Source organism: Prosthecobacter fluviatilis (genome assembly GCF_042655725.1).
In the GTDB taxonomy this organism is placed as follows: Bacteria; Verrucomicrobiota; Verrucomicrobiia; order Verrucomicrobiales; family Verrucomicrobiaceae; genus Prosthecobacter; species Prosthecobacter fluviatilis.
In genome coordinates, this window is the sequence record NZ_JBHSMQ010000009.1 from 86083 (window position 1) to 111610 (window position 25528).

Below are 25528 nucleotides of genomic sequence, written 5' to 3' on the forward strand. Positions count from 1 at the left end.
GTAATTTTGTCAATAATTTGCACACTGACCCCGTTTTTCCGAACTCCGCATCCGCTCAAAACAACTCACGGATCGCCCGGCCGCCGTCGGACAGGGGCACGGCGACGCCGTTGGGCCTTGCGAGGCGCTGGTTCTCGCTGAAACCGAGTTTGCGGTAGATCGTTTCGGCGTAGTCGTAGGGCGTGTAGAGGGCATCGGTCACATCGCCGCCTTCGCGGTCGGTGGCGCCGATGACGGCACCGCCGGGACAGCCGGCACCGGCAAAAGCGATGGACATGGCACGCGCCCAGTGATCCCGCCCGCCGTTCTTGTTCATGCGCGGGGTGCGGCCCATCTCGGTGACGAAACACACGAGCGTTTCGGCCAGCAGGCCGCGCTCGTGCATGTCTTCGATCAGCGCGCTGAAGGAGCGGTCCAGGCTGGGCATCATGACCGGATGCGGCAGGCCGTAGCGCTCCTGATTGCTGCTGCCCTGCGGGCCGCCGCAGGGGCCGTTGTTGTAGATGCCTTCGTGATGATCCCAGTTGAGGAACACACCGCCCGGCTGGCCGATGCCGGGGCGCTTCACGTGCTCCGGCGGCTGGATGCACGTGACGGTGACAAAGCGCACGCCGGACTCGATCAACCGCCGCCCGAGCAGGTAGCAGCTGCCGCGATGATCGCGCCCGTAGCGGTCGCGTGTTTTGGCGGACTCGCGCGAAAGATCAAACGCGTGCTTCGCTTCATCGCTCGTGAGCAGATCCAGCGCATGCTTGGTGTGCCCCTTCATCAGCTGCCCGGCGGTCGATTGCGCAATGGCACCGTCATCGAGCGACTCCAGCAGGCGGAAGCGCTCGAGCAGCCGTTCGCGCCCCAGCCCTGCCTGCAGCTCCAGGGAGCGCACCTTCCACGCGGGATCGCTGAGGTCTTCGCCGAGCTGCTTGGTGCCCAGCTTCCACGGCGCGCGGCTGGCGGGCAGAAAGCCGGTGCTGGTGACGGCATTGGGCATGTTGATGCCGGGGCAAAAGATGTAGCCCGGCATCTCGGGCCGCTCCGTGCCCATGAGCTCCGTGACCACCGCGCCGATGTCGGGAAAGTCGAAGGCGTTGGTGTTGCGGTAGCCTTTGAAAAACTCCTGGCAGCACTCCTTGTGCCCCGCCGTGGGTGCGGAGGTCATCGAGCGCACGACGGCGAGCCGATGCGCCTGCTTGGCCGTGAGCGGCATGAGCTCGGAGAAATGCGTGCCCGGCACGCTCGTGGGGATCGGCTTGAAGGGCGAACGGTGATCCAGCAGCGCGTCGGGTTTCGGATCAAACGAGTCCATCTGGCTGATGCCGCCCTCCTCATAGATGACGAGCACGCGCTTCGCCTGCCCGGGCTGCACGGCGCCGCTCGCATTGCCCGCCCTCGCCTGCAAAGCCAGCCACTCCGGCAGCCCCAGCCCGAGGACGCCCGCCGACATCGACTTCAAAAGCCGCCGCCGATCGGGACTGAGCACCGGAGCGCTGCGCTGCTGCAACCAGAGGTTCATGGTGGGAGATCTACAGCGGCAGAGCGGGGGTTGTTGCAAAACGGGGACGGATTTCGTGGTGGGAAGGAAGCGGGTGAGTGATGCGCGGGCGTGGGGAGGTGCGTGGGGAGTGGGGGGGGGGCAGATCTGTGGGTGAAGAAAGAGGTGCGAGGTGTGAATGGCCGTTGGTTAAGCGCGTGGGGGCGTTCGTTTTTGCGCCTCCTGCAGGGTCCTTTGAGTTCTGCTAAAGAAGGCGCTCCAAGGACTCGTTGGCCTGCCGCGCTCATTTCTCGACCCGCTCCCTTCAATGTGTGCCATGCGTGGCAGGCACGAATGGCACTTGGATCGGTGAGCCTGCGACAGTGTGACCGGAGGCGCATTTCACTCCGGGAGCCTAGCCGGTCACTTGCGTGGCTGCGGCGGCAAAAAGCTGACTCTCCCGGGAAACTCTTGGGCGGCGATCTTTTCAATAAAATCCTGCTTCACTTCTTCGACATCTTCCCCATGCACCACTTTCCACCACGTTTTCGCCAACAGGCTCTCGCGCGCCCAATAGTTGTCCGGCTTAAAGACAGAAAGCACCTCCACGTCTTGGTCATGCAGCCAGAGGTTTTGAATGGCGAGCTTGAGCGGGTAAGCGTGAGGCTCGATCTCCTGCAGCGTTTCACCGTCTTTTCCACTGTAGAACCTGATCACAATCTCTCTGGGAATATGGGTTCGATCCAGCGAGATGGCATACCACCGCTGCTCGCGGAACTGCACGGTGAAGACGCGTTCGTCGCGAATGGATTTCCAATGACTGCGATGCCCATCAAGACGAAAGGTTCCGGCACAAGAGATGGTCCCACCTCCAAAAGAAATGATATGAGGGTGCCCCCAGAAACGCCACTCAAAGTACGTGAAACGAGCCGTTCCAAGCCTGCCATCTTCAATGGTGAATTCCTCGTCCCAGGCTGTTCGATCAAAACAGGCCCATAGCAACAGCCCCACCGGCAGGAAGAGGAGCAGGCTGTATTTGATCCATTTGTTCATACTTTCATTTGGACGGCTCGATTAAGTGCCATTCATCCCTGGCAAGAATGGCACTCAGTTAAGAGCATGCATCTCGAATTGAAGCGTTGCAGGCGGAAAGATTCCTAGAGCGCAGACCTCCTGAGTCCGCAGCTGGCCGCCTGCACGCAGCGTGTGTGGTTGAAGTCAGAACAGCGGAATCACGAGCGCTTTGGGAATGAGCGAGCGATGGCGTCAGGGACGATTCATAATCGCGTGTGCTTGCGGCGTGCTGCGGGCTCGGAGGCCCGCGCTCCTGAAGCGTTTTCTTTGGCAGAACACGATTGGCCTTTCGGGAGGCGCAAATCACGATGCAGGTTGGTCACTTCCCCACCTTCTCCATCTGCTTGGCCAGTCGTTCTGCCATCTGGGCGAAGCCTTGGTCGTTGGGGTGGACGGCGACGGAGTCGAAGAGCTTGGGGTCGTGGTCGATGAGGGCGGGGCCTTCGATGAGGTGCATATTCGGGTCCTGGCGCGAGGCGACGAGGTCGCGGGCGGCCTGGCGGTAGGCTTCGAGATCGGTGGTGGCGGTCTTGGGGCTCCAGGAAGGGGGCACGTAAAGAGTGGTGATGAAGTAGATGGGCACGGTGGGCTGCACGGCGCGGATGGCATCGAAGAAGCCGCTCATGTTTTTGCGGTAGCGCTCCACGGGGCCGCCGCCCTGCCAGTCGTTCACGCCCATGAGCACGTTGATGACGTCGGCCTTGAGGGTTTTGAGGACGTGGGCGTCCACCACGTTGGAGGCGCGGCCGCCGAGGCCGAGATTGATGAGCTGCCAGCCCATCTTTTGAGCTACCAGATACGGGTAGGTTTTGTCGATGGCGCTGGCGGTGAAGCCGTGCGTGACGGAGTCGCCATAGGCGACGTAGCGCACGGCGGGTGGCGCGGGCGGTGGCTGCATCTGGGCGGTAAGATTGACATCCGCGCTCAGGAACTCGACCGAGTCGCCGTAGGGGAGGACGATCTCGTAGTCGTGGAATCCGGGAGTGGTGGGGGCGGGCATCTGAATCCCCACGTATTCGACGCCGCGCTTGGGCGTGGTGGCCTTCGTTTTGAAGGTCCAGCCCGGCTGGGTGACACCATCGATGAGGTAGATGCCGTTGCTGTTGCGGGCGCTGGCGGAGGTGTGGAGCTCATTGAAGCGGAGCAGCGCCCCGACGCGGGTGGCATCGGTGCGGAAGCGGATGCGCGCGCCGGGATTATCCCAGCGGTAGCCTTTGCCCGGGATGTCGAGCAGGCGGTCAAAGCGGGCGAACTTGGTGGTGCGCGGCTCCGCACCCGCCAGCCCAAACTCTCTCAACTCAGTCGATATGAGCTCCATGTGAACGTAGCCGGAGTAGCCGATGCTGGGATCATCTGCCGCGATGACGCGTGAAGTGTCCGTCTCCGCCTGCACGGCCGGCGGCGCGCTGAGGAGGCTGAGGGAAACGAGGAGGCAGGTGCAGCGAAAGAGATGGCACAGGGAGAAACGGGAGAGGCGGCGGCGTGGCTGGAATGCGGGAGGCTGGAGGCTGGTCATGGGCTGAAGGGTTGGCTGCTGAAGGGTGGCGTCAACATGCAGATGCAAGCCGCCGTGATACGCCGGGACGAAGGCCGCAGCCGTCATGCCGGGGAGAGGCTGCTTGTCTCCCCTGCCCCAAGGCGGGTGGTGCGGGGAGGTCCCGCGTACGGGTGAGGACGAGGAGGGAGCCAGCGAGGACGGCACCCCAGACGGTGGCGAAAAGGAAGACGGGCGGCGGTCAGCGGAGGTGTTTGAAAAGGTACACCGCACAGACTCCGATGACGAGGATGGGAGCGAGGCATCGGGCAGCCATGAAGAGCAGCCAGCAACCCGCGCTTTGATGACGGCGGCTCACGAATGGCATGGCGAGGACATCGCCAAGGAACATGATCAAAACAGCGGGCGCGCTGAGCACGAAAAACAAGCAGGTCCACAGGCGCAGCGGCTGCGAAGGTGGCGCCGATGGCTTGGGCCTGGGCGTACGCGGTGTCATTTCAGCCGGTGAAGCACGAGGGCGGTGAGCACGCTGATGACCAGGATCTGGATGACGGTGGCGACGATGTCCTCCAGCGGCACGCCTCCTTTGGGAGGTCTGTATTCCGGGGGCTGGCGCGGGGTGTCCGGCATGGTGGTGGAGCGCCGCCTCACTTCTGCGGCTGCATGGCGTTGACGAAGAGGTCCACATTCAGGCGGGGGCCGGCGTCGGTAATGCTGAGGTCGGAGCGGTTGATCTTGCCGGTGACGGTGATCTCCTTGCCTTCCTTGAGCTTGGGCATGACGCCATCGGGGTCGGTGTAAACATGCACCCAGGCCCAGACGAGGATGGTGTCTCCGCCGCGCTTGAAGGTGTCCTGCAGCGCAAGGCGCCAGCCGGTGATGCCGCGCTCCGGAAAGGGCCAGACTTCGATGCTGGTGATCTTGCCTTTGTAGGTGCCGTCCTTGCCGTGCTCCTTGAGCGTGAGCTTCTGGGAGATCTCCTTGGCGACTTCCAGTTTCTTGGTGCCGGAGAGCTTGAGGATGTCCTTGGAGGGGATGTCCTTGAGCATGTCTTTGAACTCGCGCACGCCGCCAGGGGCATCTGCAGCACGGGTGGCGGCGGCAGTCAGGCAGAGCAGCGAAATGAGAAGGAGGAGGCTGTGTTTCATGGCGGGGTGGTGCTGGGAGGTGCGGTCTGAACAACCAATACGGCAGGACGGACTTCGGCACATTCGCATTCTTAAACCGATGTCGCCACCTGTATTAATGACGGCTTTTAATGAAAAACAAAGACACAGGCAAGCCAAGAAACCGGACCGGCTGACACTCAAAAGCAGAGACACCCTGCCCACGCCACGCCATGCGCCTATGGCTACTAAAGGATTTGGCAGATGCCAGCCACCTGTGAAAAGGCATCGGCCGCGTGGGCAGCAGCGCAAACGCCTAGCGTGAGTGAACTCTTCAGCATGTCCGACATAGGCCATGGACTTACCCTATGCGTCTTGTTATTCCAGTTATAGAACCACTTACTCTCAACCCTGCCATTTTGCCTATTTTGAGGCCTGCACACTTTGTGCATTTTACTTTGGAGTTATCCGTCACAGTATCCTGTCTCTATCATGAGATACACAGACCACTCCACCATGAGCCGTCGTTTGGGAGATGCCAGGGTCCGGAGGGTGAAAGGGTGGTGCGGGATGAATGCCGGGGCCCCTGCCCTGTGTGCGGGACTGCTGGCAGCAGTGCTGCTGTGCAGCTGCGACCACGCGGAGCCGAAGCTGGTGCTGAGCAAGCCCCTCGTGCAGGACACGGTGATCACGCGCACTTATGCAGGCCAGGTCAAGTCCGGCAGGCGGATGGAGATACGCGCCGAGTCACGCGGCTACCTGGAGGTGGTGAATGCACGCGAGGGGCAGAACCTGAAAAAGGGAGAGCCGATGTTCAAGATCGTGCAGCATGCGCCGGGCGCGGCGAAAAGCACGGAGCCGGAGGCCGCGGTGATCGCAGCCCCCTTTGACGGACGGATGAGCCTGCTCCGTAAAAACGGCGGCAGCCCGGTGCGCGAGGGAGACCTGCTGACGACGCTGTCTGACAACCGAGAGATGGAGGTGGACTTCAACATGCCGGAGGCGCAGTACCAGGAATACGCAGCCGCCACGCCCGCAGGAGAGCGGCTGAGCGTGAGACTGCTGCTGGCAAATGGCCGGCTGTTTGAACCGGCAGGCCAGATGAAGCTGGAAAAAACGGAGCTGAACACCCGCACGGGCACGCTGCCGCAGCATGCGGTGTTTCCCAATCCGGGCGATCTGCTGCGGCACGGAGAGTCTGGCAACGTGCAGCTGCGGGAGACGATCAAGAACGCCGTGCTGGTGCCGCGGCAGGCCACGCTGGAGATCGCAGAGCACCGCTATGTGCACGTGGTGGCCAAGGATGGCATGGTGCGCCAGCGTCGGGTCAGCATCTCCAACGAACTGCAGGATTTCTACGTGGTGACAGAGGGCGTGGGCGCAGATGAAACGATCGTCTTTGAAGGCACTGAGCAAGTGCATGACGGAGACAAGGCCTGGACCGGCGTGTTTGAAGAACCCGCCAAGGCCTATGCAAACCTGAAGCACAAGGCGGAGTAAGCCAGCATGGCAGCGGAGGGAACCGCAGTCCGCTGCCGCCCCCCCCTGCCCCTCCACTCTTTACAGACCGCCAAACCAGCGCTCGATGGTTTTGTCCCGGGCAAGGGCCGCAGTCAGGACCATGCAAAGGCCAAACACCCCCACAAAAAGGCGGGACAAAAAGTCGAGCTCTATTCGGACAAATGCTGAGCACAAAATAAACATAGCACCCATGACACCACCGATTATTCGTAGTATAATCACGCTGCAAAATGAATCATTTTGCTAAATTGAGCAAACCTTTTTAACACCCCACCCCCACAAATCAGCGCCAGGCGCAGGCCTGCAGGAAGGCGCGCAAGTGCCCACGCAGCAGGGCCGCCGACGCCGGAAAAAGGCCGCCGCGGCCATCAGAGCAAACGGGGATCAAACGCAAAAGGCTCGGCCACACCGAAGGAGATGGCCGCGAAGTCAGGATGCGCAGGATTGAGCAGGAAGTTGGACTCCCCAGGAATGATGGCGCTGGGCACCTCCAGCACTGCGGAGCGCCGCTGCGCTGCCCAGAGATCTCCCAGCCCCCGCGTGGACGGCGGAGCCGGCATGTCATTCCACCCCGGAGGAAGGGCGGAAACCTTTTCCACCAGCGCCGCGTCAAACCCCACCGAAATGATGACGTAGGAAAAGAGCACCGGAGGATTGAGGTGCACGAGAGACTCCAGCGCCGCCAGCGCCTTCGAGCCGCTGGTGTACACGAGGCTCACCCCGGCGGAATTCCACCGCCCGCCGTAGAGCCGCGCCCCCTCGCCGCTGAAGGCAGAGGCGGCATGCTTTGCCTTCACAATGCGCCAGGCCTGCAGCTTCATGAGTAAACACCGTATTCAATGCGGCCCAGCAGGTCCTCCACTTCACGGGCACCCACCTCCGTCTCCGCATACTCCAGAGGCACCGCCCCGCCCAGCCCCCGCTGCGGCGCACTCAGCCAGGCACGCGCATTCTCCCGGGACTCCATCACCTCCACCGCCTTGCCCAGCAGCCGGGCAAACCGCACCACACGGTCAGACTCCGCCGGGTCCAGCCTGCCCGCCGCCATGCGCCGGTGCAGCGTGGCCTTGGAGATCCCCAGCATGGGCACCAGCCGCTCCATCGGGAGATCCAGGCTGCTGCGCAAATCATGCAGCTCCTGCACCGGCAGGCCGCATTTCAGAGACTGGATGAGCCCCGCCGTCGTGAACTCCCGCGACACACGCCTTTCCTCAGGCCCCTGCACCAGGTAGGCCACGACGCCCCCCCTGCGTGTGTCCACCCCGCTGCGGTAAGTCGCAGCCACCTCCCGGACGATGTTTTCTTCTATTCTCATATGAGACTATCATTCATCTCATTTGAAACAAGTCAAGGCCAAAGTCCCTCATCCCGTTGATTGCAGCCAGGCGCTAAAACGTCCAGTTCAGCGACACCGTGCCAAAGACCTGGGGCGCGATCTGCGCGCTGAACTCCTTGGTGCGGTAGACCAGGGCATAGGCCAGCTTGGTGTTGCGCCAGTTGATCACAAACCCAGCGCTGAGATCCGCCACAAACACATTGTGCCCCACCGAAGGGCTGCTGCCAAAAGTGTTGCCATCGAGAAAAATGTTGTGCGCCACAGCCCGGCCATCCACCCGGGCAAACAGGTGAAACCCCAGTGGAAACCACCCGCGGTCAGCCCCCAGCGCACCATCGACAGGCGTGGCAGCCGCAGAAGACGGGCCGATGCTCGGCGTCCCATAGTCATCCGGCAGATTCAGCCCGATGCGGAACTCCCCGCCCACATTGGCGTAGTCCTTCACATTCCCCGCCGTCGCACCCGCATGCGGCAGCAGCTCCCACTCCAGGCCGCTGCGCTTCACCAGGTGCGGCCAGCGCCACACGCGCTCGTAAGCCAGCGTGATGCCGATCTCATTGTGCAGCTGGTTGTCCCAGCCGTTGGGGTGGTCAAAGCCGCGCACGTCATGCACATAGCGCTGCGCCTCCTGCGCCAGGGACCAGGAGCCCACCACCCCGATGTCCATCACCAAAATGTTGCGCACACGGTCCGTCTTCCATACGACCCCGTTGGAAACATAAAGCCAGCCGGCGTAGGGGCGGTCTGTGGGCGAGGGCGTGAAAGTCTCCGTGTCGTCCGGCGTGTAAATGTCCTGCCCGATGGAGTGGATGACGTTCTTCTGGTAGTTTGTGTCATGGACGCCCGGCAGCAGGTCAAAAAGCGGCAGCAGCATGCTGGCGTGCGGCGTGCCGCTGAGGTGCGAGAGATCCCGCGAGGTCCAGCTGATCTTCACACCGCTGGTGTAGTAGCGGTCCGTGCCGGCAAAGGCGTCGTTTTCGACGTAGATGCCCAGGGTGCCCGCAGTCGTGGGAGCCTCCGCGCGGCCCCGAGCCGGAGCCAGCAGCAGCAGAGCGGTGGAGAGCGTGGAAAAAATGAGTTTCATGAGTGGTGCGTGAGATGAGCGTGCGGAGCCGGCACAGAGCCGGAGCTCACCGCCTCCCTTATCCAGTCAGAGAATCTGCCAAAGCCCGGTACAGTCACTCAGACGGCAGATTTGCCAAGAACAAAGCGCGGCCCGGCACCAGCGCCCCTCGGAGAGCAGCGGGGCCATGGGAGGCGCTTTCCGCAGAATGCGACTTGCCACGGGCCTGAGTCCTTCATTTAATCCCGGTGCCTACCACGCACCGCGCGCCCGCCATGAAGCCCACCCTGCCCTGTCTCCTGCTGCTGGCCACCCTGAGCACGTGGGCGCTGGCGGCGGAGGCCGACGCCCGCACCTATGCGGCAGTGCTGGCGCTGCGCGAGGCGGGCCGCCATGCCGAGGCGGAGCAGGCCGCGCTGGCCCTGGTGCAGGCGGCGGCCCGGGCCCACGGCGCGGAGGCACGGGAGACGCTGCGCGCACGGCTGCTGCAGGCGGAGATCATCCGCAAGCTGGCGCGGGACGCCGAGGCGGAGACGCTGCTGCAAAAGCTGCTGCCGGAGGTGCGGCGTGTCCTGGGCGCGGAGGACCGCGAGACGCTGCGCTGCGAGTCGGCACTGATCGCGGCGCGCGGCAGCCAGGGACAGTTTGCGCAGGCGGCGGAAAAGCTGCTGCCGCTGATCGCCACGGAGACGCGGGTGCTCGGCGCGGAGGATGCGGAGACGCTGCTGTCGCGCCGGCGGCTGGGCGCGGCGCTGCTCAGCCTGGGAAAGCTGCCCGAGGCGGAAAAGGAAAACCGCGCGGTGCTGGAGCTCTGCACGCGCGTGCACGGCGCCGCACACCGCGAGACGCTGGAGACCCGGCTGGCGGTGGCAGAGGTGCTGCTGCGCCAGGGCCGGGACGCGGAGTGCCAGGCCATGCTGCAAACGCTGCTGCCCGAGCTCACACGCGTGTGCGGTGCGGGAGACAGGTACACGCTGCGCTGCGGCACGGGCATCGTACATACCATGATCTCCCAGGACCACATGGCCGAGGCGGAGGCGCTCACGCGCAGCCTGCTGCCCGAGCTCACACGGCACCTGGGACCCGAGAACGACCAGACCCTGTGGCTGCGCAGCACGCTGACCGTCATCCTGGCGCGCCAGGCAAAGTGGGCGGAGGCCGAGGCGGGCCTGCGCGAGCTGCTGCCGGTGATGACGCGGGTGCGGGGCGCGGAGCACGCAGACACGCTGCGCTGCCAGAACGACCTCATCGGGGCGCAGATCGCGCAGGAAAAATACACCGCGGTGGAGGAGCCGCTGCGCCAGATCATCGCGCTGCAGACACGGGTGTCCGGCGCGGAGACGGAGGCCACGCTGGCCTCGCGCATTTCCCTGGCCGTGCTGCTTTCCCGCCTGGAGAGGCATGAGGATGCCGAAAAAGAGTACCTGCAGGTGCTGCCAGCGTGCGAGCGCACGTTTGGCGCGCAGGCCGCCAACACGCTGATGACCTGCCACAATCTGGCCCAGTGCCTGATGCAGCAGGACAAGATACCCGAGGCGCTGAGCTACGCACGACGAGCACACGCCGGCTACCTCAAGACGCTGGGCAAGGACGCGCCGGCCACGGAGGCCGCAGGAAACCTCGTCAAACACCTGGCGGCGCTGGGCACCAAAGCCTGAGCCTGCCCTCCCCTTTTTTTCACTCCTCCGCCCTGCCATGAAGCCGCTCCTCGTCTGCCTGCTGCTGCTGTCCACCGCGCCCGGCCATGCGGCGCAGAAGGCGCAGGAGATCGGGAAAAAGGGCCGCGAGCCGCTGCCGCTGCTGAAGGAGGAAGGCCCGGTGCTGGAGGGGGAAAAGGCGGCGCAGGCGCTGGTGGAGACACGCACCCAAACCCTTGGGCCGGAGGACAAGGAGACGCTGCGCGCACGCCTCAAGCTGGCGGAGGTGATCCTGGAGCAGGACCGCGCCGCCGAGGCGGAGGCCCGGCTGCAGGAGCTGCTGCCGGTGGCCGTGCGTGTCTTTGGCGCAGAGCAGCGCGAGGCGCTGGCCTGCGAGGCGGCCCTGCTCTCCGCACGCGCGGCCGCCGGAAAAAACGCGGAGACGGAGCCGGACTACCAGCGGCTGGCAGCCACGGCGCAGCGTGTGCTGGGCGCGGCGGATGCGCTGACGCTGCAGGTGCGCTGGCGCTTTTCCGGCGTGCTCTACGCCCTGGGAAAAAGCACGGAGGCGGCCAGGGAACACCGCGAGGCGCTGAACCTCAGCCAGGGCAAGGTGCCCCTGAAGGACCGCAAGCCCCTGGACACCCAGACGGCCAAGGCGCTGAAGACGCGGATGGACAAAAAATACGGCGAGGCCGGGCTGCTGTGGCAGAAGATCCTGCCCATCCAGACGCGCCTCTTTGGCCCCGAGCACCCGGAGACGCTGAAGGCGCGCGTGGAACTGGCGGAAAATGTGGAGGCGCAGGGCTGGGGCCCGGAGGCGGAGCAGCGGCTGCGCGCCGTGCTGCCCGTGCAGCAGCGCGTGCTGGGCGCGCTGCACCCGGACACCCTGGGCACCTGCGGCATCCTGGCCGCATGCCTGCGGGCGCAGAACCGCCCGCAGGAGGCGCTGCCCTACGCGCGGCGCGCGCAGGAGGGCTTTCAGCGGCTGTTTGGCCCGGAGCACATGGACACCCGGCTCTACCAGCAGCTGGTAGACTCCCTGACACGGGCCGCGCCCAAGGATGCCCCCTTCAAAGACCGCCCGGTGGCCACGGTGGACGGCGTGCCCATCCTGGCCACAGACGTGCACATGATGATCAAGACCGGCGTGGCGGAGTTTCAGCAGCTGCACCCCGGCGAGCCCGAAAAGCTGGAGGCTGAGACGCAGAAGCTCAAACGCACGGCGCTGGACACGCTCATCGACCAGCAGCTGCTGGCCAGCGAGCTGGCCCACGTGGGCGTGACGGTGAACCCCACGCTGCTGGAGCAGGACTTCAAGGCCATGGTCAAAAACTCCGCGCAGGGAGACAGCGCCGCCTTTGAGGCGGAGCTGGCGCGCGACGGCCTGACGCTGGAGAAGCTGCGCGTGGCACGCCAGCGCATGATCTACAGCACCGCCATGCGCGTGCACATCGCCAGCATGGTGAAGGCGACGGACGAGGAGGTGCGCGCCTTTTATGAGAAAAACCGCACGCTGTGGGACAGCCCGGAGGAGGTGAAGCTGTACTCGCTGACCATCCCCGAAACGCTGCACCAGAGCGATGCGGCCACGCGCGCACGCATCGAGGCGCTGCGCGAAAAGATCGCCAAAGGGGCGAGCTTTCCCGTGATCGCGCGTGCGGAGAGCAAGGACAGCCATGCCGAGGACGGCGGCGCCTGGGGCTGGACGCCCGTGACGAGCCTGAGCCCGAAGGTGCGCGCCGCTGTGGCGAAGATGAAAAAGGGCTCGATCAGCCCCATCATCGAAGAGCCGGGGCTGTTCATCCTCATCGGCGTGGAGGAGCGCCGCACGCCACCGCCACCGCCGTTTGAAAAAGTCAAAGAGCAGGTGGCCGCACGCCTGAAGAACGACCTGACGAACGAGCGGATCGCCAAGACGCTGGTGCGCCTGCGTGCCGCCGCCGAGATCCAAAAGCTGGAGCCCGTGGCGGAGGCCGGGAAGCCACGCGCCCGCAAGAGCGAAACGAGCCTCTGAGCACCGCCGGGCCGCAGCAGCCAGCGGCGCACACCTGTGCCCGAAGCGTGTGCGCAGGGGCCTATGCCGCCGCGCCCAAGGCCGTGCGTTCCTTGTGCAAACACGCGCCGTGTGCGGGCATCAGGATGATCCCCCCTCCGGCGCTCGATGTGCTCGCAATGCGCAGCGCTTGCGCACTCCCAGCGCCTCCGGCGGAGAGGGATCGTCCCGATCCCTCACGTGCTCGCAGCTTCCAGCGTGTGCACATTGCGCCGAGCCCAAGGCAGTGCGTTCCTTGTGCAAAGACGCGCCGTGTGTGGGGATCAGGATGATCCCCCTCCGGCGCTCGATGTGCTCGCAATGCGCAGCGCTTGCGCACTCCCAGCGCCTCCGGCGGAGAGGGATCGTCCCGATCCCTCGCGTGCTCGCAGCTTCCAGCGTGTGCACATTGCGCCGCGCCCCAGCTCGTGTGTTCATTGTGCAAAGACGCGCTGTGTGCGGGGATCAGGATGATCCCCCTCCGGCGCTCGATGTGCTCGCAATGCGCAGCGCTTGCGCACTCCCAGCGCCTCCGGCGGAGAGGGATCGTCCCGATCCCTCGCGTGCTCGCAGCTTCCAGCGTGTGCACATTGCGCCGCGCCCAAGGCCGTGTGTTCATTGTGCTAAGACGCGCTGTGTGTGGGGATCAGGATGATCCCCCTCCGGCTCCTGGGCTCGCGCATTCCACACGCTCACCGCTCACAGCCCTACTCCGGCTTCATCTGTGCCAGCACTTCCAGGGCCTCGGCCTTTGAATTGACGTGCAGCTTCTGGTAGATCTTTTTCATGTGCACGCGCACGGTCTCGTGGCTGAGGCCCATGATGGCGCCCACCTCCTTGGCGTTGCCGTGTTTGGACATCTGCTGCAGCACCTCGCGCTCCCGCAGCGTGAGGCTGCGCAGCGAGCTCTTCTTGCGCGCCGGCGAAGCGGACGCATGGCGAAATTCAGCCATCAGCATCTGCGCGATCACCGGGCTGAGGCTCACGCCATCCTGGATGATCTGCCTCAGCCGCTCCGCAAACACCCCGGGGTCCGCCGTTTTCACCAGGTAGCCCGAGGCACCGCTGCGGATGGCCGCAAACACATGTTCCGGTGCGCTGGAGGAGGTCAGCATCACACACAGCGGCGGATCGGGGAGCTTGTGCAGGTTCGCGATCAGCTCCACCCCGCTCAGCCCCGGCAGTTCCAGGTCGATAAACATGAGGTCCACCTCCAGAAAGCGCCGGTCCGCCACCATCGCCTCCGCGCTCTCCCAGGCCTGCACCAGCTCCACCTCCGGCGTTTTCTTCAGCAGGCCCGTGAGGTAGGCCCGGTAAACCGGGTCGTCCTCCACCAGCGCGATCCTCATGGGACCGTTGCCTGACCGACGTGTGGCTTTGTTTCTCATGTTATCCTTCCAGAATACTACAGCCCGTTATTCAATACATCAGAATACAGCACGTCCGCGCACTTCTCGCACACTGTGTGGGAGCTGCCGCGCCCCGTCGTCATGAGGCGCAGGTCGTCCCAGTGCATCCAGCCGTGCTGCGCCGTATGCACACGGCGGCAGCAGCTGCACGTCACGGGGTGCGCTCCCGGGCCCGCCATTTCCAGAGACTGTGGCGCGGCAGGCTGGGGCGGTGCGGCAGGTCTCAGCCGGGCCAGGTAGGTCTGCAGGCTGCAGCGCAGCCCGTCCAGCACGCCCGCGCGCCGCTCCGTCATCTCAAAGCCCTGGTCCAGCTGCATGCCCAGCACATACTTGCGGCCGTCCGCCGCCAGGCCAGAGGAAAGCCCCAGAAACAGCAGCACACTGCCTGCCCACGGCACTGTGGCCACACTCTCATGGGAAGCCGCCGCCGCCTGCCGGAGGATGAGCTCCTGCAGCCCGGGGGAGATCTCCATGGTCTGCTCTCTCCGCAGCACGATCTGGCAGCCCCCTGCCGCATGGCTGGCCACCCACGCATGCCTGCAGCCCAGCAGCGAGCAGGCGGTGTCCAGCGCGTAAAGCGCCGCCCATGAAAACACACCGGGCTGGCTGCCAGCATCGGCATGATAAGGCGCAGGCGCCTCGCAGTGGTCGCAGGTGACGGGGGGGGAGATCATAATGGTATTTATATACTTTAGGCCCCGTCCTCCGCGCGCCTGCCGCCTTGGGTTAACCCCATTTTTAGCCCCCGTTGAGTTACCTCAATCCCCTCCTTGGCAGACAGCGCAGACGCACGCCAAGGTGTGCGCATCTCCGCAGCGGCCGTGTTTACCGGTGCGTGAGGCTGTTGGGCTGGCGGTGGTCCGCGATTACCGCCGCCAGCTGTGGCCTCAGGTGGGTTCTGGAAGCCTTTGCCAGCATGCGCGATGTGGGGGGAGGATGGGCACGAAGGCGCCTGTGGCTGTGGAAGAACTCGGCGTGTCTGCGGAGTGCTGCGGACTGAAGTCCGCGCTCCCTTCCGGAGGGATCTGCAAACGTGTGCTGGGTGCGGGGATCAGGATGCTCCGCCTCGGGCTCCCAGCGCTGCCGCGTGCGCAGTCCGCACCGCCCGCCGCATTGGCAGCCTCAAAGACCACAAAATACCACAAGGCAGCGCAATGGCCCGCATCCGCACCTGCTCCACTGCATGTCTAGGCGGCCACCGCCTCAGGCCGGGCCGTCCGCGTCCTGAGCAGGATCTGCTCAGGCCTCAGCTCCAGCATGCCGTGCTCCAGGCAGTAGCGCGCGATTTTCGCCACGGAGTCGATCCCGGTCTTGCGCGCGATGTTGTGCTTGTGCACCGCCACCGTCCCGGCCGAAAGGCCGAGCTCCGTCGCGATCGACTTGATCGGCCTGCCTTCGCCGAGCTTCAAAAAAACCTCCAGCTCCCGGCGGCTGAGAAGGTTCATGGGATCTCCTGTCTGCAAAAAGCTGATGTACTCCATGAACTGCTGCGCAATCTCCGGCGAGAGATGCTTCCTGCCGGCCAGGACGTCCTGGATGGCGGCCACCAGCTCACTCAGGGGCCGGGACTTCGTCACCATGCCCAGCACGCCCTCACTCATGGCCTGGTGCAGCCAGAAGGTGCTCACCTCCGCGGCCAGGATGAGCATCCTGGTCCCCGGCGCATGCTCGCGCACCTCAAGGATCATGGAAAGCCCCGCGCTCTCCAGCCCGGAGATGTCCGCGATCAAAAGGTCAAACGCATGGTGCTTCATGAGCAGCCGGGCTTCATTCAGGCTCGACGCGGTGATGAATGTCATCTCCGGCAGCTCACGCCCGAGAAACGATGTGAGCATTTCCAGAAACATCGTCTGGGAGTCCACCAGGAGCACGCTTTTTGGGGTCATCGGGATCGGGGTCATGATTGGGCACCGCGCCTGGGCTGGCAGGCACATCGGCGCCGCCTGTTTGCCCGAAGTCCCCGCCCAAATAAAGCAGGCTGATGGGTTACCACAACGAAGGCCCGCGCGGCAGCATGCGGCACTGCGCCGCCCTCATCCATGCTCAGGACCCGCCCGGAGGCACTCACGCTGCACCAGCTCCCTGCCACCCAGCATCTGGGAAATGCGCAGCCGCACGAGCCGCCAGAAGCCCATCGGCAGCGGCACCAGCGGCACGCCCGCGTTTCTCACCACGCCCACGGCACGGTCGTCCCACAGCGCGATCATCTGATGATCCTTGCGGTTCGTGATCTCCAGCCTGGGCAGCTGGTAGTACGCGCACCACTCGTGGATGAACCTCTCGCTGACCGGGTCTCCGGCGCGGGCGGTGAAAATTTTGACCTTCCGCCCGGTCTTGATCCAGTAGCGCACGCGCTTCAGCATGGCCGGCACCGCAGGGCCGATGCAGTGCGGGTGCATGCCCGAAGTCGTCCGCGCGAGCGTGCCGTCAAGGTCCACCCCGATCCACCCTTTGCGGGGGTACTTCGGCAGGCGCAGGTCTTCCATGTCTGTTTCTTGCTGTTGCAACATCGCCCACACCTACCAGAGATTTGCGCAGAGGGAGAAACGGGAAAGCGTACTCATTTGGGTTACCACAACATACGCCGATCTGGTATTGACAGAGGCCGCCTCACCGACGCCGCAGCACACCGGCCAAAAAACACCCAAGGAGGGGCCGAAGGAGTCCGCCGGAGGCTGGCTCTGCCTTGCAGCCTCTTGAGCATGGGTGAGGTGGCAAATGCCTGGCATTTTTCCCATGGCATTTTTCCCACACAAGGCGTGTGTTTGCGCCATGAACGTGCGGGGTGAGGTGGTGTGGAATGCGGGGGCTATGGGTGTGGCGGGGGCGTGAGGGATCGGGACGATACCTCTCCGCCGGAGGGCGGAGGCTCTGGAGGAGTGGGACCATCTTGGTCCCACCACGCTCCGCAAAGTCTACGTTGTGGCGTGAGGGAAGCGGTGAGTCAGACCCTGACGCGGGGGCTATGGGTGTGGCGGGGGCCTGAGGGATCGGGACGATCCCTCTCCGCCGGAGGGCGGAGGCTCTGGAGGAGTGGGACCATCTTGATCCCACCACGCTCCGCAAAGTCTACGTTGTGGCGTGAGGGAAGCGGTGAGCCAGACCTGGCGCGGGGGTGGTGTGGAATGTGGGAAGCGCTGGGTGTGGCGGGGGCGTGAGGGATCGGGACGATCCCTCTCCGCCGGAGGGCGGAGGCTCTGGAGGAGTGGGATCATCTTGATCCCACCACGCTCCGCCAAGTCTGCGGCATGGCGTAACGGATGGGGTGAGCCTGACTTGGCGCGGGGGTGGTGTGGAATGTGGGAGCGGTGGGTGTGGCGGGGGCCTGAGGGATCGGGACGATCCCTCTCCGCCGGAGGGCGGAGGCTCTGGAGGAGTGGGACCATCTTGGTCCCACCACGCTCCGCAAAGTCTGCGGTGTGGCGTAAAGGAAGGGGTGAGCCTGACTTGGCGCGGGGGTGGTGTGGAATGTGGGAGCGCTGGGTGTGGCGGGGGCGTGAGGGATCGGGACGATCCCTCTCCGCCGGAGGGCGGAGGCTCTGGAGGAGTGGGACCATCTTGGTCCCACCACGCTCCGCAAAGTCTGCGGTGTGGCGTAAAGGAAGGGGTGAGCCAGACTTGGCGCGGGGGTGGTGTGGAATGTGGGAAGCGGTGGGTGTGGCGGGGGCGTGAGGGATCGGGACGATCCCTCTCCGCCGGAGGGCGGTGGAGACGGAGGGGGCTCAAAGGGCGGCACGCAGGTCTGCGATGGCCTGCTGCACGGAGGTGTGGAGTTTCTGGGCGCAGTCTTTGGGCAGGGCGCGGCTGCGGCGGGAGGCGGTCTCGAGGGTGGTGCAGTTTTCTGAGACGGCGCTCATGCCAAAGAGGGTGCTGGAGCCGCGGAGGGCGTGGGCTTCCCGGGCGGCGGCGGCGGTGTCTGCGTGGTCAAGGGCGTGCTGGAGGCGGGTGAGTCTGCCTGGGGCTTCCTGGAGCCAGAGGGCGGCGATCTGCCGCGCCTCCTGGTGACCGAGCTGTGTGGCGAGGCGGTGGAAGGCGGCGGCGATGGGCGTGGTGGCCTTGGGCGTGGTGGCCTTGGGCGTGGTGGCTTTGGGCGTGGTGGCCTTGGGTGTGGTGGCTTTGGGCTTGGTGGCCTTGGGTGTGGTGGCTTTGGGCGTGGTGGCTTTGGCTCTTTTGGGTGCTTGGGTGGCTGGCGTGGCCGTGGTGGCGGGGGATGTCGCGGCGGCTTCGGCGGTGGGAGCGGGCCCGGCGGCGGACGGCTCAGGGGTGATGCCGGCGAGGAGGGCTTCGAGGGTGTCCTGCTCGAAGGGCTTGGTGAGGTAGTCGTCCATGCCGGAGGCGAGGCAGCGCTCGCGCTCTTCGGGGAGGGCGCTGGCGGTCATGGCGATGATCTTGCAGCGGGGCGGCCTGCCGGGGGTGCTGCGGAGGCGCTCTTCGGCCTGGCGGATTTTGCGGGTGGCGGCGTGGCCGTCCATGATGGGCATCTGGCAGTCCATGAGGATGGCGTCAAAGGGCTGCCTGCGGAAGGCGGCGACGGCTTCGCGGCCGTTGGCGGCGACGGTGTGGGCGCAGCCGAAGGATTCGAGGAGGAGGCAGGCGAGGCGGGCGTTGACGCGGTTGTCTTCCGCCACGAGGACGCGCAGGCCGAGGCTGCGGTGCCGGGGCGCGGTGCCGGGCGTGGCGGCGGGGGTGGCGGAGAGCTGCCAGACGGCGCTGCGGAGGGCGGCACGGCGCAGGGGGAGTGCGACGGCGGGCGGGCCGCCGTCTGCGGCGGTACCGCCGATGAGGATGAGGTGCGGCGGTGCGGGGCTGGCGCGGTGGAGGCGCTGCAGGGCGGGCGTCATCCAGGCGGCGTCCACGAGGAGGACTTCATGGGGGTGACGCGGGGCGGTGAGGTGGGCGCGGAGCTGCCTGCGCGGGAGGGGCTGAAACTCGACGCCGGGGCCGCTGAGGGCGGCGCGGATGCTCGCGCTCTGGCGCGGGGAGGCGTGGGCGATGCGGATGAGGCGGGGCGAGCCGGCACCGGGGGCCGGGGCGGCGGGCGCGGGGCCGGGCTGCAGTGGCACCTCATACCAGAAGGTGGCACCCGGGCCGGGGCGGCTCTCCACGCCGATGCGGCCGTGCATGGCGTCCACGAGCTTTTTGCTGATGGCGAGGCCGAGGCCGGTGCCGCCAAAGCGGCGGGACTGGGAGCCGTCCACCTGGCTGAAGGGCTTGAAGAGGCGCTCCTGCGCGCCTTCGGGGAGGCCGATGCCGGTGTCTTCCACGAGGAAGGCCACCTGCCCTGCCGCGCCGGGCTGCACGCGGATGGTGACGTGGCCGGTGTCGGTGAATTTGACGGCGTTTCCGGCGAGATTGAGCAGCACCTGGCGGAGGCGGCCGGGGTCTCCGAGGATGACTTCGGGGAGCGCGGGGGAGATGTGGGTGGTGAGCTCGAGGCGCTTGGAGGAGGCTTCGTGCTGGAGGAGGTCGGCGACGCCTTCGACGAGGTCGTCGAGGGCGACGGGCTGCACCTGCAGCTCGATCTGCCCGGCCTCGATCTTGGCGAAGTTGAGGATGTCGTCGATGATCTTCATGAGCGCGCCGCCGCTGTGGAGGACGGCCTCGACCATCTCTGACTGCGGGGGGGCGAGCTGGCCGGCGCGGAGGAGGCCGGCCATGCCGAGGATGCCGTTCATGGGGGTGCGGATCTCGTGGGAGATCATGGCGAGGAATTCGCTCTTGGCGCGGCTGGCGGCCTCCGCCTTGTCGCGGGCGGCACGGAGCTCTTCCTCGATCTTGCGGCGGCGCTGCTCCTCGCGGCGGGCGACGATCATGCTGCTGACGGCGGCGAGGAAGGGGTCGAGCTCTTTGACGCCTTCTTCGTCGTAGCCGTCGGGGCGGTTGGCCAGGCCGATGAGGCCGACCATTTCGAGGCCGTTGTAAACAGGGAGGCCGAGGAAGGTGTGGATGGGCGGGTGGCCGGGTGGGAGGCCGCCGCGGCGGGGGTCGTGGGCGGCGTCATTGGCGATGAGCACCTCCCCCGTGACCATGGGGATGCCGAAGAGGGTCTTGAGATTGCGGAACTCCAGGCCCATGGGGCCCATCTGGCGCATGATGCTGCGCGTCTCCTCATTCCAGGCGATGTCGGTGAGGCCGTAGGAGCGGAGGTAGGGGGCGCCGGTGTCGTCGCGGAGGACTTCGCCGACGAAGCCGAAGCCGCTGCGGGTGTGGGAGACGACGACGTCGAGCATCTCGGCAAAGACGGGGGCCACATCCACGGCGCCAATGAAGTGCTCCTGCGCGGCGCGGATGCCGTTGAGCATGTCTGCACGGCGGCGGGCGGCCTCCTCGGACTGCTTGCGCATGTGGATGTCCATCTGCGTGCCGATCATGCGCTCGGGCTTGCCGTCCTTGGTGCGGGCGACGATGCGGCCGACGTCCTGCACCCATTTCCAGGAGCTGTCTTTGCAGCGGAGGCGGTGCTCGCAGATGTAGTCGGGCGTCTCGCCGCTGAGGCATTTGTTCATGGCCTCCATGACGGAGGGGAGGTCGTCCGGGTGCACGCGGGAGGCCCAGCTGTCCACGTGCTGGGGCCACTCTCCGAGCTCGTAGCCGAGCATGCGCTGGATGAGGTCTGTGTAGAGGACGTGGCCGGTGAGGATGTTCCAGTCCCAGACGCCGAGGCCGTTGTTTTGGAGGGCGAACTGCCAGCGCTCCTCCGTCTGCTGGAGGGTGCGCTGGGCGAGGACGAGCTCGGTGATGTCGAGCACGGTGCCGATGACTTCGCGGGCGCGGCCGCCTGCGCCGCGGCCCACCTCGGCGCTGCTGCGGAGGTGGCGCTCTTCGCCGTCCGGGCGGAGGATGCGGTAGGTGGTGGTCATGGGCTGGCCGGTGCGGACGACGGTGTCCACAAAGTGCATGACGGCGTCGAAGTCGTCGGGATGGATGGCGCGGCGGCAGAGGTCCATGTCCACCTCCACGGAACCGGGCTCGTAACCGTAGATGTGGTACTTTTCGTCTGACCAGCGGATGTGGCCGGTGGCGATGTCCATGGTCCAGTTCCCGAGGTGGGCGATGCGCTGGGCCTGGCGGTAGGCGTCCTCCGTGCGGATGAGCTCGGTCATGTCCTGCATGGTTCCGACGAGGCGGCAGGGGGTGCCTTTTTCATCCAGCTCTGCGGCGGCGCGGGTGGTGACGTGGCGGATCTCCCCGGTGGGGCGGGTGATGCGGTAGGCGACCTCCTGGCTGAGGCCGGTGCGGGCCACGGCGTCCAGCGTGCCGAGCAGCTTTTCCAGATCCTCCGGGAGCACGCACTGGCGCACGTGGTCCAGGGTGGGGCTGAAGCTGCGGGGCTCGAAGCCGTGGATGCGAAATTTTTCGTCTGACCAGGAGAGGGCGTTGGTGCGGAGGTCCCACTCCCAGGTGCCGAGGTGGGCGAGGCGCTGGCCCTCATTCATGGCGCGCTCGCTGCGGCGCAGGGCGGCCTCGGCCTCCAGGCGCTTGAGCAGGAGCCCGAGCTGGCTGCCGATGCGGTGGAGCGCCTCCAGGAGGTCGGGGTCGGGGGCGTCGAGGTGGACGCTGAAGAGCTCCACCACGCCGCGGATGTGGCCGTCCACCGGCACGGGAAAGGCGACGGCGCCGGTGATGCCGCACTCTGCTGCCGCGTGGCGGCGGGGGAAGTTTTCGTCCTGGCGGACGTCGGTGATCCAGTGGCTGGTGCGCTCCGCCCAGACGCGGCCGGGCAGCCCCTTGCCGGAGGGAAAGCTCATCTCGCGGGAGGACTGCATGAAGGCCTCCACTTTGGCGCCGCTGCGCTGCCAGGACTCGGAGAGGTGCATGACGTCGCCGCGCACGCCGGGCACCCACCAGTTTCCGACGGTGGCCTGGATCTGGCGGCCCAGCGCCCCGAGCATGGACTGGATGAGGTCTGGGAGGCGGACGCCGCTGGTGATGACCTCGGCGGCGGCGGCTTCGAGCTGGCGGCGCATTTCATTGCGCTTTTTGCCGGAGACGTCGGCCTCGATGGCCATGAAGTGGGTGACCTGGCCTTCGGGGTCAAAGATGGGCTGGACCTCGATGTCCACCCAGTAGGTGGTGCGGTCTTTGCGGTAGTTGAGGATCTCGCAGCGGAAGCTCTCGCCGGCGAGGACGTGGGCGCCCATCTCGCGGGCGGTGCGGAGGTCGGTGCGGGGGCCCTGGAGAAAGGCGCCGGGCTTGAGCCCGCGCACCTCGGCGAGCGGCCAGCCGGTCATGCGCTCGAAGGCTTCATTGACCCACTCGATGCGGCCCTGGCGGTCTGCGAGGATGACGGCATTGTCTGTGCGCTCTGCGACCATGGCGAGCTTGCGGGACTCGGCCTCTTTTTCGATGAGCCTGCTCTGCTTGTGCCGCAGGCGCTCATTGAGGACGAGCAGCTCTTCATTGGCGATGCGGTGCACCTGGGCGACGTGGAGGAGGTCCTGCGCGGAGTCGTGGGTGGCGAAGTCTGCGAGGGTGAGGCCGAGGCGGTCGAGCTCTTCGGGGCTCTGGAGCCATGGGGTGCCGAGAAAGACCTCCAGCCGGGCCTCCTGCAGGTGCATGACCTGGCCGCGGAGCTGGAGGCCGGTGTCCGGGTGGAGGAGGAGGAGGAGGATGCCGCGCGGGGCGGCGGGGCTGAGGGTGCCCTGCGGGCGCTCGAGGCGGAAGGCCTCGTCCACCTGCATGCCGAGGGCGAGGCCGGGGATGACGCGCCGGAGGGAGGGGCCGATGCTGAGGATGCGCCCGGCCTCGTCCCACGCAAAGACGAAGGGGAAGACGGCCTCCACGCCTGCCCAGGGCATGCCGGGCATGGGCTTTTCCCGCGCGCTCATGACTCGGTGGGCTGGGGTTCTTTCCAGGTGATGCGGAAGACGTCGTGGTCCGCGCCGGAGTCGCGGCTGTGCTCCTGGGTGATGTGGGCGGTGACGGCAAACATCTCCGCGAGGCCGTGGAGGAGGCCCATGACAAAGGCGGAGAGCCCCTGGCGGTGGCTGCGGTAGTGCAGGCGGACGTGCCCGGGGGCGACGTCGGTACACTGAAAGTCCGGGGGCTGCAGGGCGGGAAAGATCATCATGATGCGGGTGTGGAAGTTGGGCAGATTTTGGAGAAACTCACCCAGATTCCGCCCGCCGGCGCGGAGGAGAAGGCCGTAGCCGTGGTGGGCGGTCTTGAGCACCCACCAGCGGCCAAACTCATGGAGCACGCGCTGGGCGGGGAGGCCGAGCACCTCTGAGGCGGCACCCATGAGGCGGTAGGTGACCTCGTCCGGGTAGGCCTGGGTGGAGATGAAGATCTCGTCGTCCACCTCCGCGCGGAGTTTGATCTGCTGCCAGACTTCTTCGCCGTGACTGGCGATGATGAGGTCCTGCACCGCTTTGTTGACCATGCCGTACATACGTGCTGAAAAAAGGAGCTGAGGGTGGGGGATGGCCCGGGATAAGCGGGCATGAGAGGGAGGGAACCCAGCGAGGGGGTTAACCCAAAAACTACCCTGCCCTGCCGTGTGTGGAACCACTGCCTTGGGTTAACCCGTTTTTGAAAATGGAGAGGACGCTGAATGCTGAACATGGAATGCGGGGGGGCTTGTCATTTTGCGGGGGCGGGCCACGGTGGGGGGATGTCACCGATGCCTGAGCCGCATGCTTTTGCCGAAGAATGGATCGCCGCGTGGAATGCGCATGATCTGCCGCGCATCCTTTCGCACTACTCGGAGGACCTGGAGTTTGAGTCGCCCTTCATCTCGCGTGTGCTGGGGGCGGGGGCCACGGCGGTGCCGAACCGGCTGGTGGGCAGGGAGGCGGTGGCGGTCTACTGGGGCCAGGCGCTGGCGCGCTACCCGGACCTGCGCTTTGAGCTGCGCGGGGTGCTGGCGGGGGCGCACTCGCTGTGCGTGCTGTACCAGTCGGTGCAAAACCTCCCGGCGGCGGAGTGTTTCTGGTTTGATGACCAGGGGCTGGTGTGCCGCGCTGCGGCGCATTACGCGTGAAATGGCGGCGGCCGGCCGGCGGGATGGCTGGCATGAAATACCAGAGGATTGCGGAGACGCGGGAGGAGGCGGGCACGGGCGCCCACGCGCGTGGAAGCACTCTGCGTGTCTGCGGAGTGCTGCGGACTGAAGCCCGCGCCGCCTGCCGGAAGCCTCTGCCGCCATCACCCAGGTCTTCACCTCCCGCATGCAGCAGCTCGGGCACCTTGGCGGAGACTTCACCAAAGGCGCGCTCAAGGAGAACATCGAAGAAACCGCCGACGGGCTCATCTCAGCCATCGCCAAAGCCGTCGGCACCGGCCACAGCGTGCAGGAGGCGGTGGGAGACTACGTCAAGCAGATCCCTGAAAACGCCATCGTCACCTCCTTGGTCGGCGGAGGCGGAGAGGCCATCCCCGCCGCTGGCGGCTCCACCGTACGCCGTCCTCCGGGGCAGACCGCCGCCACTCCCCCAGCCCCGCAGCAGCACAGCGCCGCCGCCGTGGCCACCCCTGCCTCACAGCATCCCATACCAGATGCTACCACGCCAAACACCACCGGCTCGGCTCAGCAACCGTCCACCACCGCCAACGACCGCCAGCCATCCCAGCCCCTTCCCTCCGGCTCCGGCCAACAACAGACAACCACCACGAACAACAGCCAGCACCGCAAACACCCGCCGCCCTCCCCGTTCCCACGTTTGAGGAAGCCGGCACGGCCAAACAGACCATCGACAAGCTCAAGGCGCAGAAGGGCCCTCTGAGCCCGGAGCAGCAAAAGGAGCTGGATGGGGCGGAGCGGACCTTCGCCAGAAGGACGGAGTACAACATCCTCAATCAGCAGGCCGGCATTGAGAAGCGCGGAGGGAAACTTCACCCCACCACCGCGAAAGCGCTGGAGGACGCCCAGGCCACGCTGGCCCGGCCCCGCGCTGCGGGAAACACGGACAGCGTCGGCACCCCGGGCAAAACCACGTCCTTCACGGCGAGTTCCAGCGGCCCACTCCCACCCGCAGACACCACCACCACCCAGGGCGACGCGCCGCCCGCAGGCACCGCATCCGTGGAAGTGTCGCCACGCGCAGAAACCAGCAGCGCGCCAGCACGCACCCCCGGTTCGCCATCGCAAACCACGGCCACCTCCAGCACGGGCTCATCACAGCCACCGCCAGCAGCCGTCGCTCACCGTCAACCACCGCAAAGCCCCCAGCCGGCTTCCGCCAGCCTTTGACATTCTGCCTGAATTCATCCGCCGCCCCCAGCCCGCCGTTCACGTGATACCACATCGCATTATTTCCTACCTATTCATGCTTTTCTGGTTGCATTTCAGCGACGCGACCCAAGGTTTCAGTCCTGCGGGACTTATTCATGCCCGCGCGACCCGACGCTGTGAAGAACACGGAAGGTGCCACCGCCGCCCTGCG

The 25528-nt window shown here is 65.9% G+C and carries 21 protein-coding genes; 5 read left to right on the forward strand and 16 right to left on the reverse strand.

Annotated features, from left to right (window positions below; translation table 11 throughout):
* Positions 1 to 55 precede the first annotated feature (55 nt).
* From ACFQDI_RS20380 to ACFQDI_RS20405, 6 genes are all read right to left on the reverse strand, one after another.
* On the reverse strand, positions 56 to 1510 hold the full coding sequence (locus ACFQDI_RS20380; RefSeq protein WP_377170320.1) for a DUF1501 domain-containing protein: 1455 nt from the start codon (positions 1508 to 1510) through the stop codon (positions 56 to 58).
* A 381-nt stretch (positions 1511 to 1891) separates the two neighbouring features.
* Positions 1892 to 2521 (reverse strand): hypothetical protein, encoded by a 630-nt coding sequence (locus ACFQDI_RS20385; protein ID WP_377170322.1) that lies wholly within the window; start codon positions 2519 to 2521, stop codon positions 1892 to 1894.
* A 340-nt stretch (positions 2522 to 2861) separates the two neighbouring features.
* Positions 2862 to 4058 (reverse strand): SGNH/GDSL hydrolase family protein, encoded by a 1197-nt coding sequence (locus tag ACFQDI_RS20390; protein ID WP_377170324.1) that lies wholly within the window; start codon positions 4056 to 4058, stop codon positions 2862 to 2864.
* Between the two features lie 220 nt (positions 4059 to 4278).
* Entirely contained in the window at positions 4279 to 4533 is a 255-nt protein-coding gene (locus ACFQDI_RS20395; RefSeq protein ID WP_377170326.1) for a hypothetical protein, read from the reverse strand.
* On the reverse strand, positions 4530 to 4667 hold the full coding sequence (locus ACFQDI_RS20400) for a hypothetical protein (RefSeq protein ID WP_377170328.1): 138 nt from the start codon (positions 4665 to 4667) through the stop codon (positions 4530 to 4532). Before ACFQDI_RS20400 ends, ACFQDI_RS20395 begins: the two co-directional genes overlap by 4 nt.
* Before the next feature lie 17 nt (positions 4668 to 4684).
* The gene (locus ACFQDI_RS20405) at positions 4685 to 5185 is read right to left on the reverse strand and encodes a hypothetical protein (protein ID WP_377170330.1); all 501 of its coding nucleotides are present in this window, start codon (positions 5183 to 5185) and stop codon (positions 4685 to 4687) included.
* A gap of 450 nt (positions 5186 to 5635) precedes the next feature.
* On the opposite strand from ACFQDI_RS20405, the gene ACFQDI_RS20410 reads away from it, so the two are divergent.
* On the forward strand, positions 5636 to 6643 hold the full coding sequence (locus ACFQDI_RS20410; RefSeq protein WP_377170333.1) for an efflux RND transporter periplasmic adaptor subunit: 1008 nt from the start codon (positions 5636 to 5638) through the stop codon (positions 6641 to 6643).
* Between the two features lie 389 nt (positions 6644 to 7032).
* Here the strand turns inward: ACFQDI_RS20410 and ACFQDI_RS20415 are convergent, their stop codons facing one another.
* The 3 genes from ACFQDI_RS20415 to ACFQDI_RS20425 all read right to left on the reverse strand — a co-directional run bounded on the left by ACFQDI_RS20415 (position 7033) and on the right by ACFQDI_RS20425 (position 9084).
* Complete coding sequence (locus ACFQDI_RS20415; RefSeq protein WP_377170335.1) at positions 7033 to 7485, reverse strand: RES family NAD+ phosphorylase; 453 nt, start codon at positions 7483 to 7485, stop codon at positions 7033 to 7035.
* Positions 7482 to 7979, reverse strand: a complete 498-nt coding sequence (gene parS, locus ACFQDI_RS20420) for a type II RES/Xre toxin-antitoxin system antitoxin (protein WP_377170337.1) — start codon at positions 7977 to 7979, stop codon at positions 7482 to 7484. The genes ACFQDI_RS20415 and parS overlap by 4 nt, the downstream gene beginning before the upstream one ends.
* 73 nt (positions 7980 to 8052) lie before the next feature.
* Positions 8053 to 9084: a lipid A deacylase LpxR family protein gene (locus ACFQDI_RS20425; protein ID WP_377170339.1), complete on the reverse strand. Its 1032-nt coding sequence runs from the start codon at positions 9082 to 9084 to the stop codon at positions 8053 to 8055.
* Between the two features lie 254 nt (positions 9085 to 9338).
* Between ACFQDI_RS20425 and ACFQDI_RS20430 the strand changes: the two genes are divergently transcribed.
* Positions 9339 to 10721 (forward strand): tetratricopeptide repeat protein, encoded by a 1383-nt coding sequence (locus ACFQDI_RS20430; RefSeq protein ID WP_377170341.1) that lies wholly within the window; start codon positions 9339 to 9341, stop codon positions 10719 to 10721.
* 37 nt (positions 10722 to 10758) lie between these two features.
* Entirely contained in the window at positions 10759 to 12717 is a 1959-nt protein-coding gene (locus tag ACFQDI_RS20435; protein ID WP_377170343.1) for a tetratricopeptide repeat protein, read from the forward strand.
* A gap of 725 nt (positions 12718 to 13442) precedes the next feature.
* Here the strand turns inward: ACFQDI_RS20435 and ACFQDI_RS20440 are convergent.
* The 6 genes from ACFQDI_RS20440 to ACFQDI_RS20465 all read right to left on the reverse strand — a co-directional run bounded on the left by ACFQDI_RS20440 (position 13443) and on the right by ACFQDI_RS20465 (position 23526).
* Positions 13443 to 14123 (reverse strand): response regulator, encoded by a 681-nt coding sequence (locus tag ACFQDI_RS20440; protein ID WP_377170345.1) that lies wholly within the window; start codon positions 14121 to 14123, stop codon positions 13443 to 13445.
* Positions 14124 to 14140: 17 nt separating this feature from the next.
* A complete protein-coding gene (locus ACFQDI_RS20445) occupies positions 14141 to 14818 on the reverse strand; it encodes a hypothetical protein (RefSeq protein WP_377170347.1) in 678 nt (225 codons plus the stop codon).
* Positions 14819 to 15331: 513 nt separating this feature from the next.
* Positions 15332 to 16030 (reverse strand): LuxR C-terminal-related transcriptional regulator, encoded by a 699-nt coding sequence (locus tag ACFQDI_RS20450; protein ID WP_377170349.1) that lies wholly within the window; start codon positions 16028 to 16030, stop codon positions 15332 to 15334.
* A 147-nt stretch (positions 16031 to 16177) separates the two neighbouring features.
* Positions 16178 to 16630 carry a hypothetical protein gene (locus ACFQDI_RS20455; RefSeq protein ID WP_377170351.1) on the reverse strand — a complete coding sequence of 151 codons (453 nt, stop codon included), beginning with the start codon at positions 16628 to 16630 and terminating at the stop codon, positions 16178 to 16180.
* A 1236-nt stretch (positions 16631 to 17866) separates the two neighbouring features.
* Positions 17867 to 22972, reverse strand: a complete 5106-nt coding sequence (locus tag ACFQDI_RS20460) for a PAS domain-containing protein (protein ID WP_377170353.1) — start codon at positions 22970 to 22972, stop codon at positions 17867 to 17869.
* A complete protein-coding gene (locus ACFQDI_RS20465; RefSeq protein ID WP_377170355.1) occupies positions 22969 to 23526 on the reverse strand; it encodes a heme NO-binding domain-containing protein in 558 nt (185 codons plus the stop codon). Before ACFQDI_RS20465 ends, ACFQDI_RS20460 begins: the two co-directional genes overlap by 4 nt.
* A 240-nt stretch (positions 23527 to 23766) precedes the next feature.
* Between ACFQDI_RS20465 and ACFQDI_RS20470 the strand changes: the two genes are divergently transcribed.
* The gene (locus ACFQDI_RS20470; RefSeq protein ID WP_377170357.1) at positions 23767 to 24126 is read left to right on the forward strand and encodes a nuclear transport factor 2 family protein; all 360 of its coding nucleotides are present in this window, start codon (positions 23767 to 23769) and stop codon (positions 24124 to 24126) included.
* Between the two features lie 187 nt (positions 24127 to 24313).
* A complete protein-coding gene (locus tag ACFQDI_RS20475; RefSeq protein WP_377170359.1) occupies positions 24314 to 24868 on the forward strand; it encodes a hypothetical protein in 555 nt (184 codons plus the stop codon).
* Positions 24869 to 24977: 109 nt separating this feature from the next.
* Here the strand turns inward: ACFQDI_RS20475 and ACFQDI_RS20480 are convergent, their stop codons facing one another.
* The gene (locus tag ACFQDI_RS20480) at positions 24978 to 25244 is read right to left on the reverse strand and encodes a hypothetical protein (RefSeq protein ID WP_377170362.1); all 267 of its coding nucleotides are present in this window, start codon (positions 25242 to 25244) and stop codon (positions 24978 to 24980) included.
* Between the last annotated feature and the right edge of the window lie 284 nt (positions 25245 to 25528).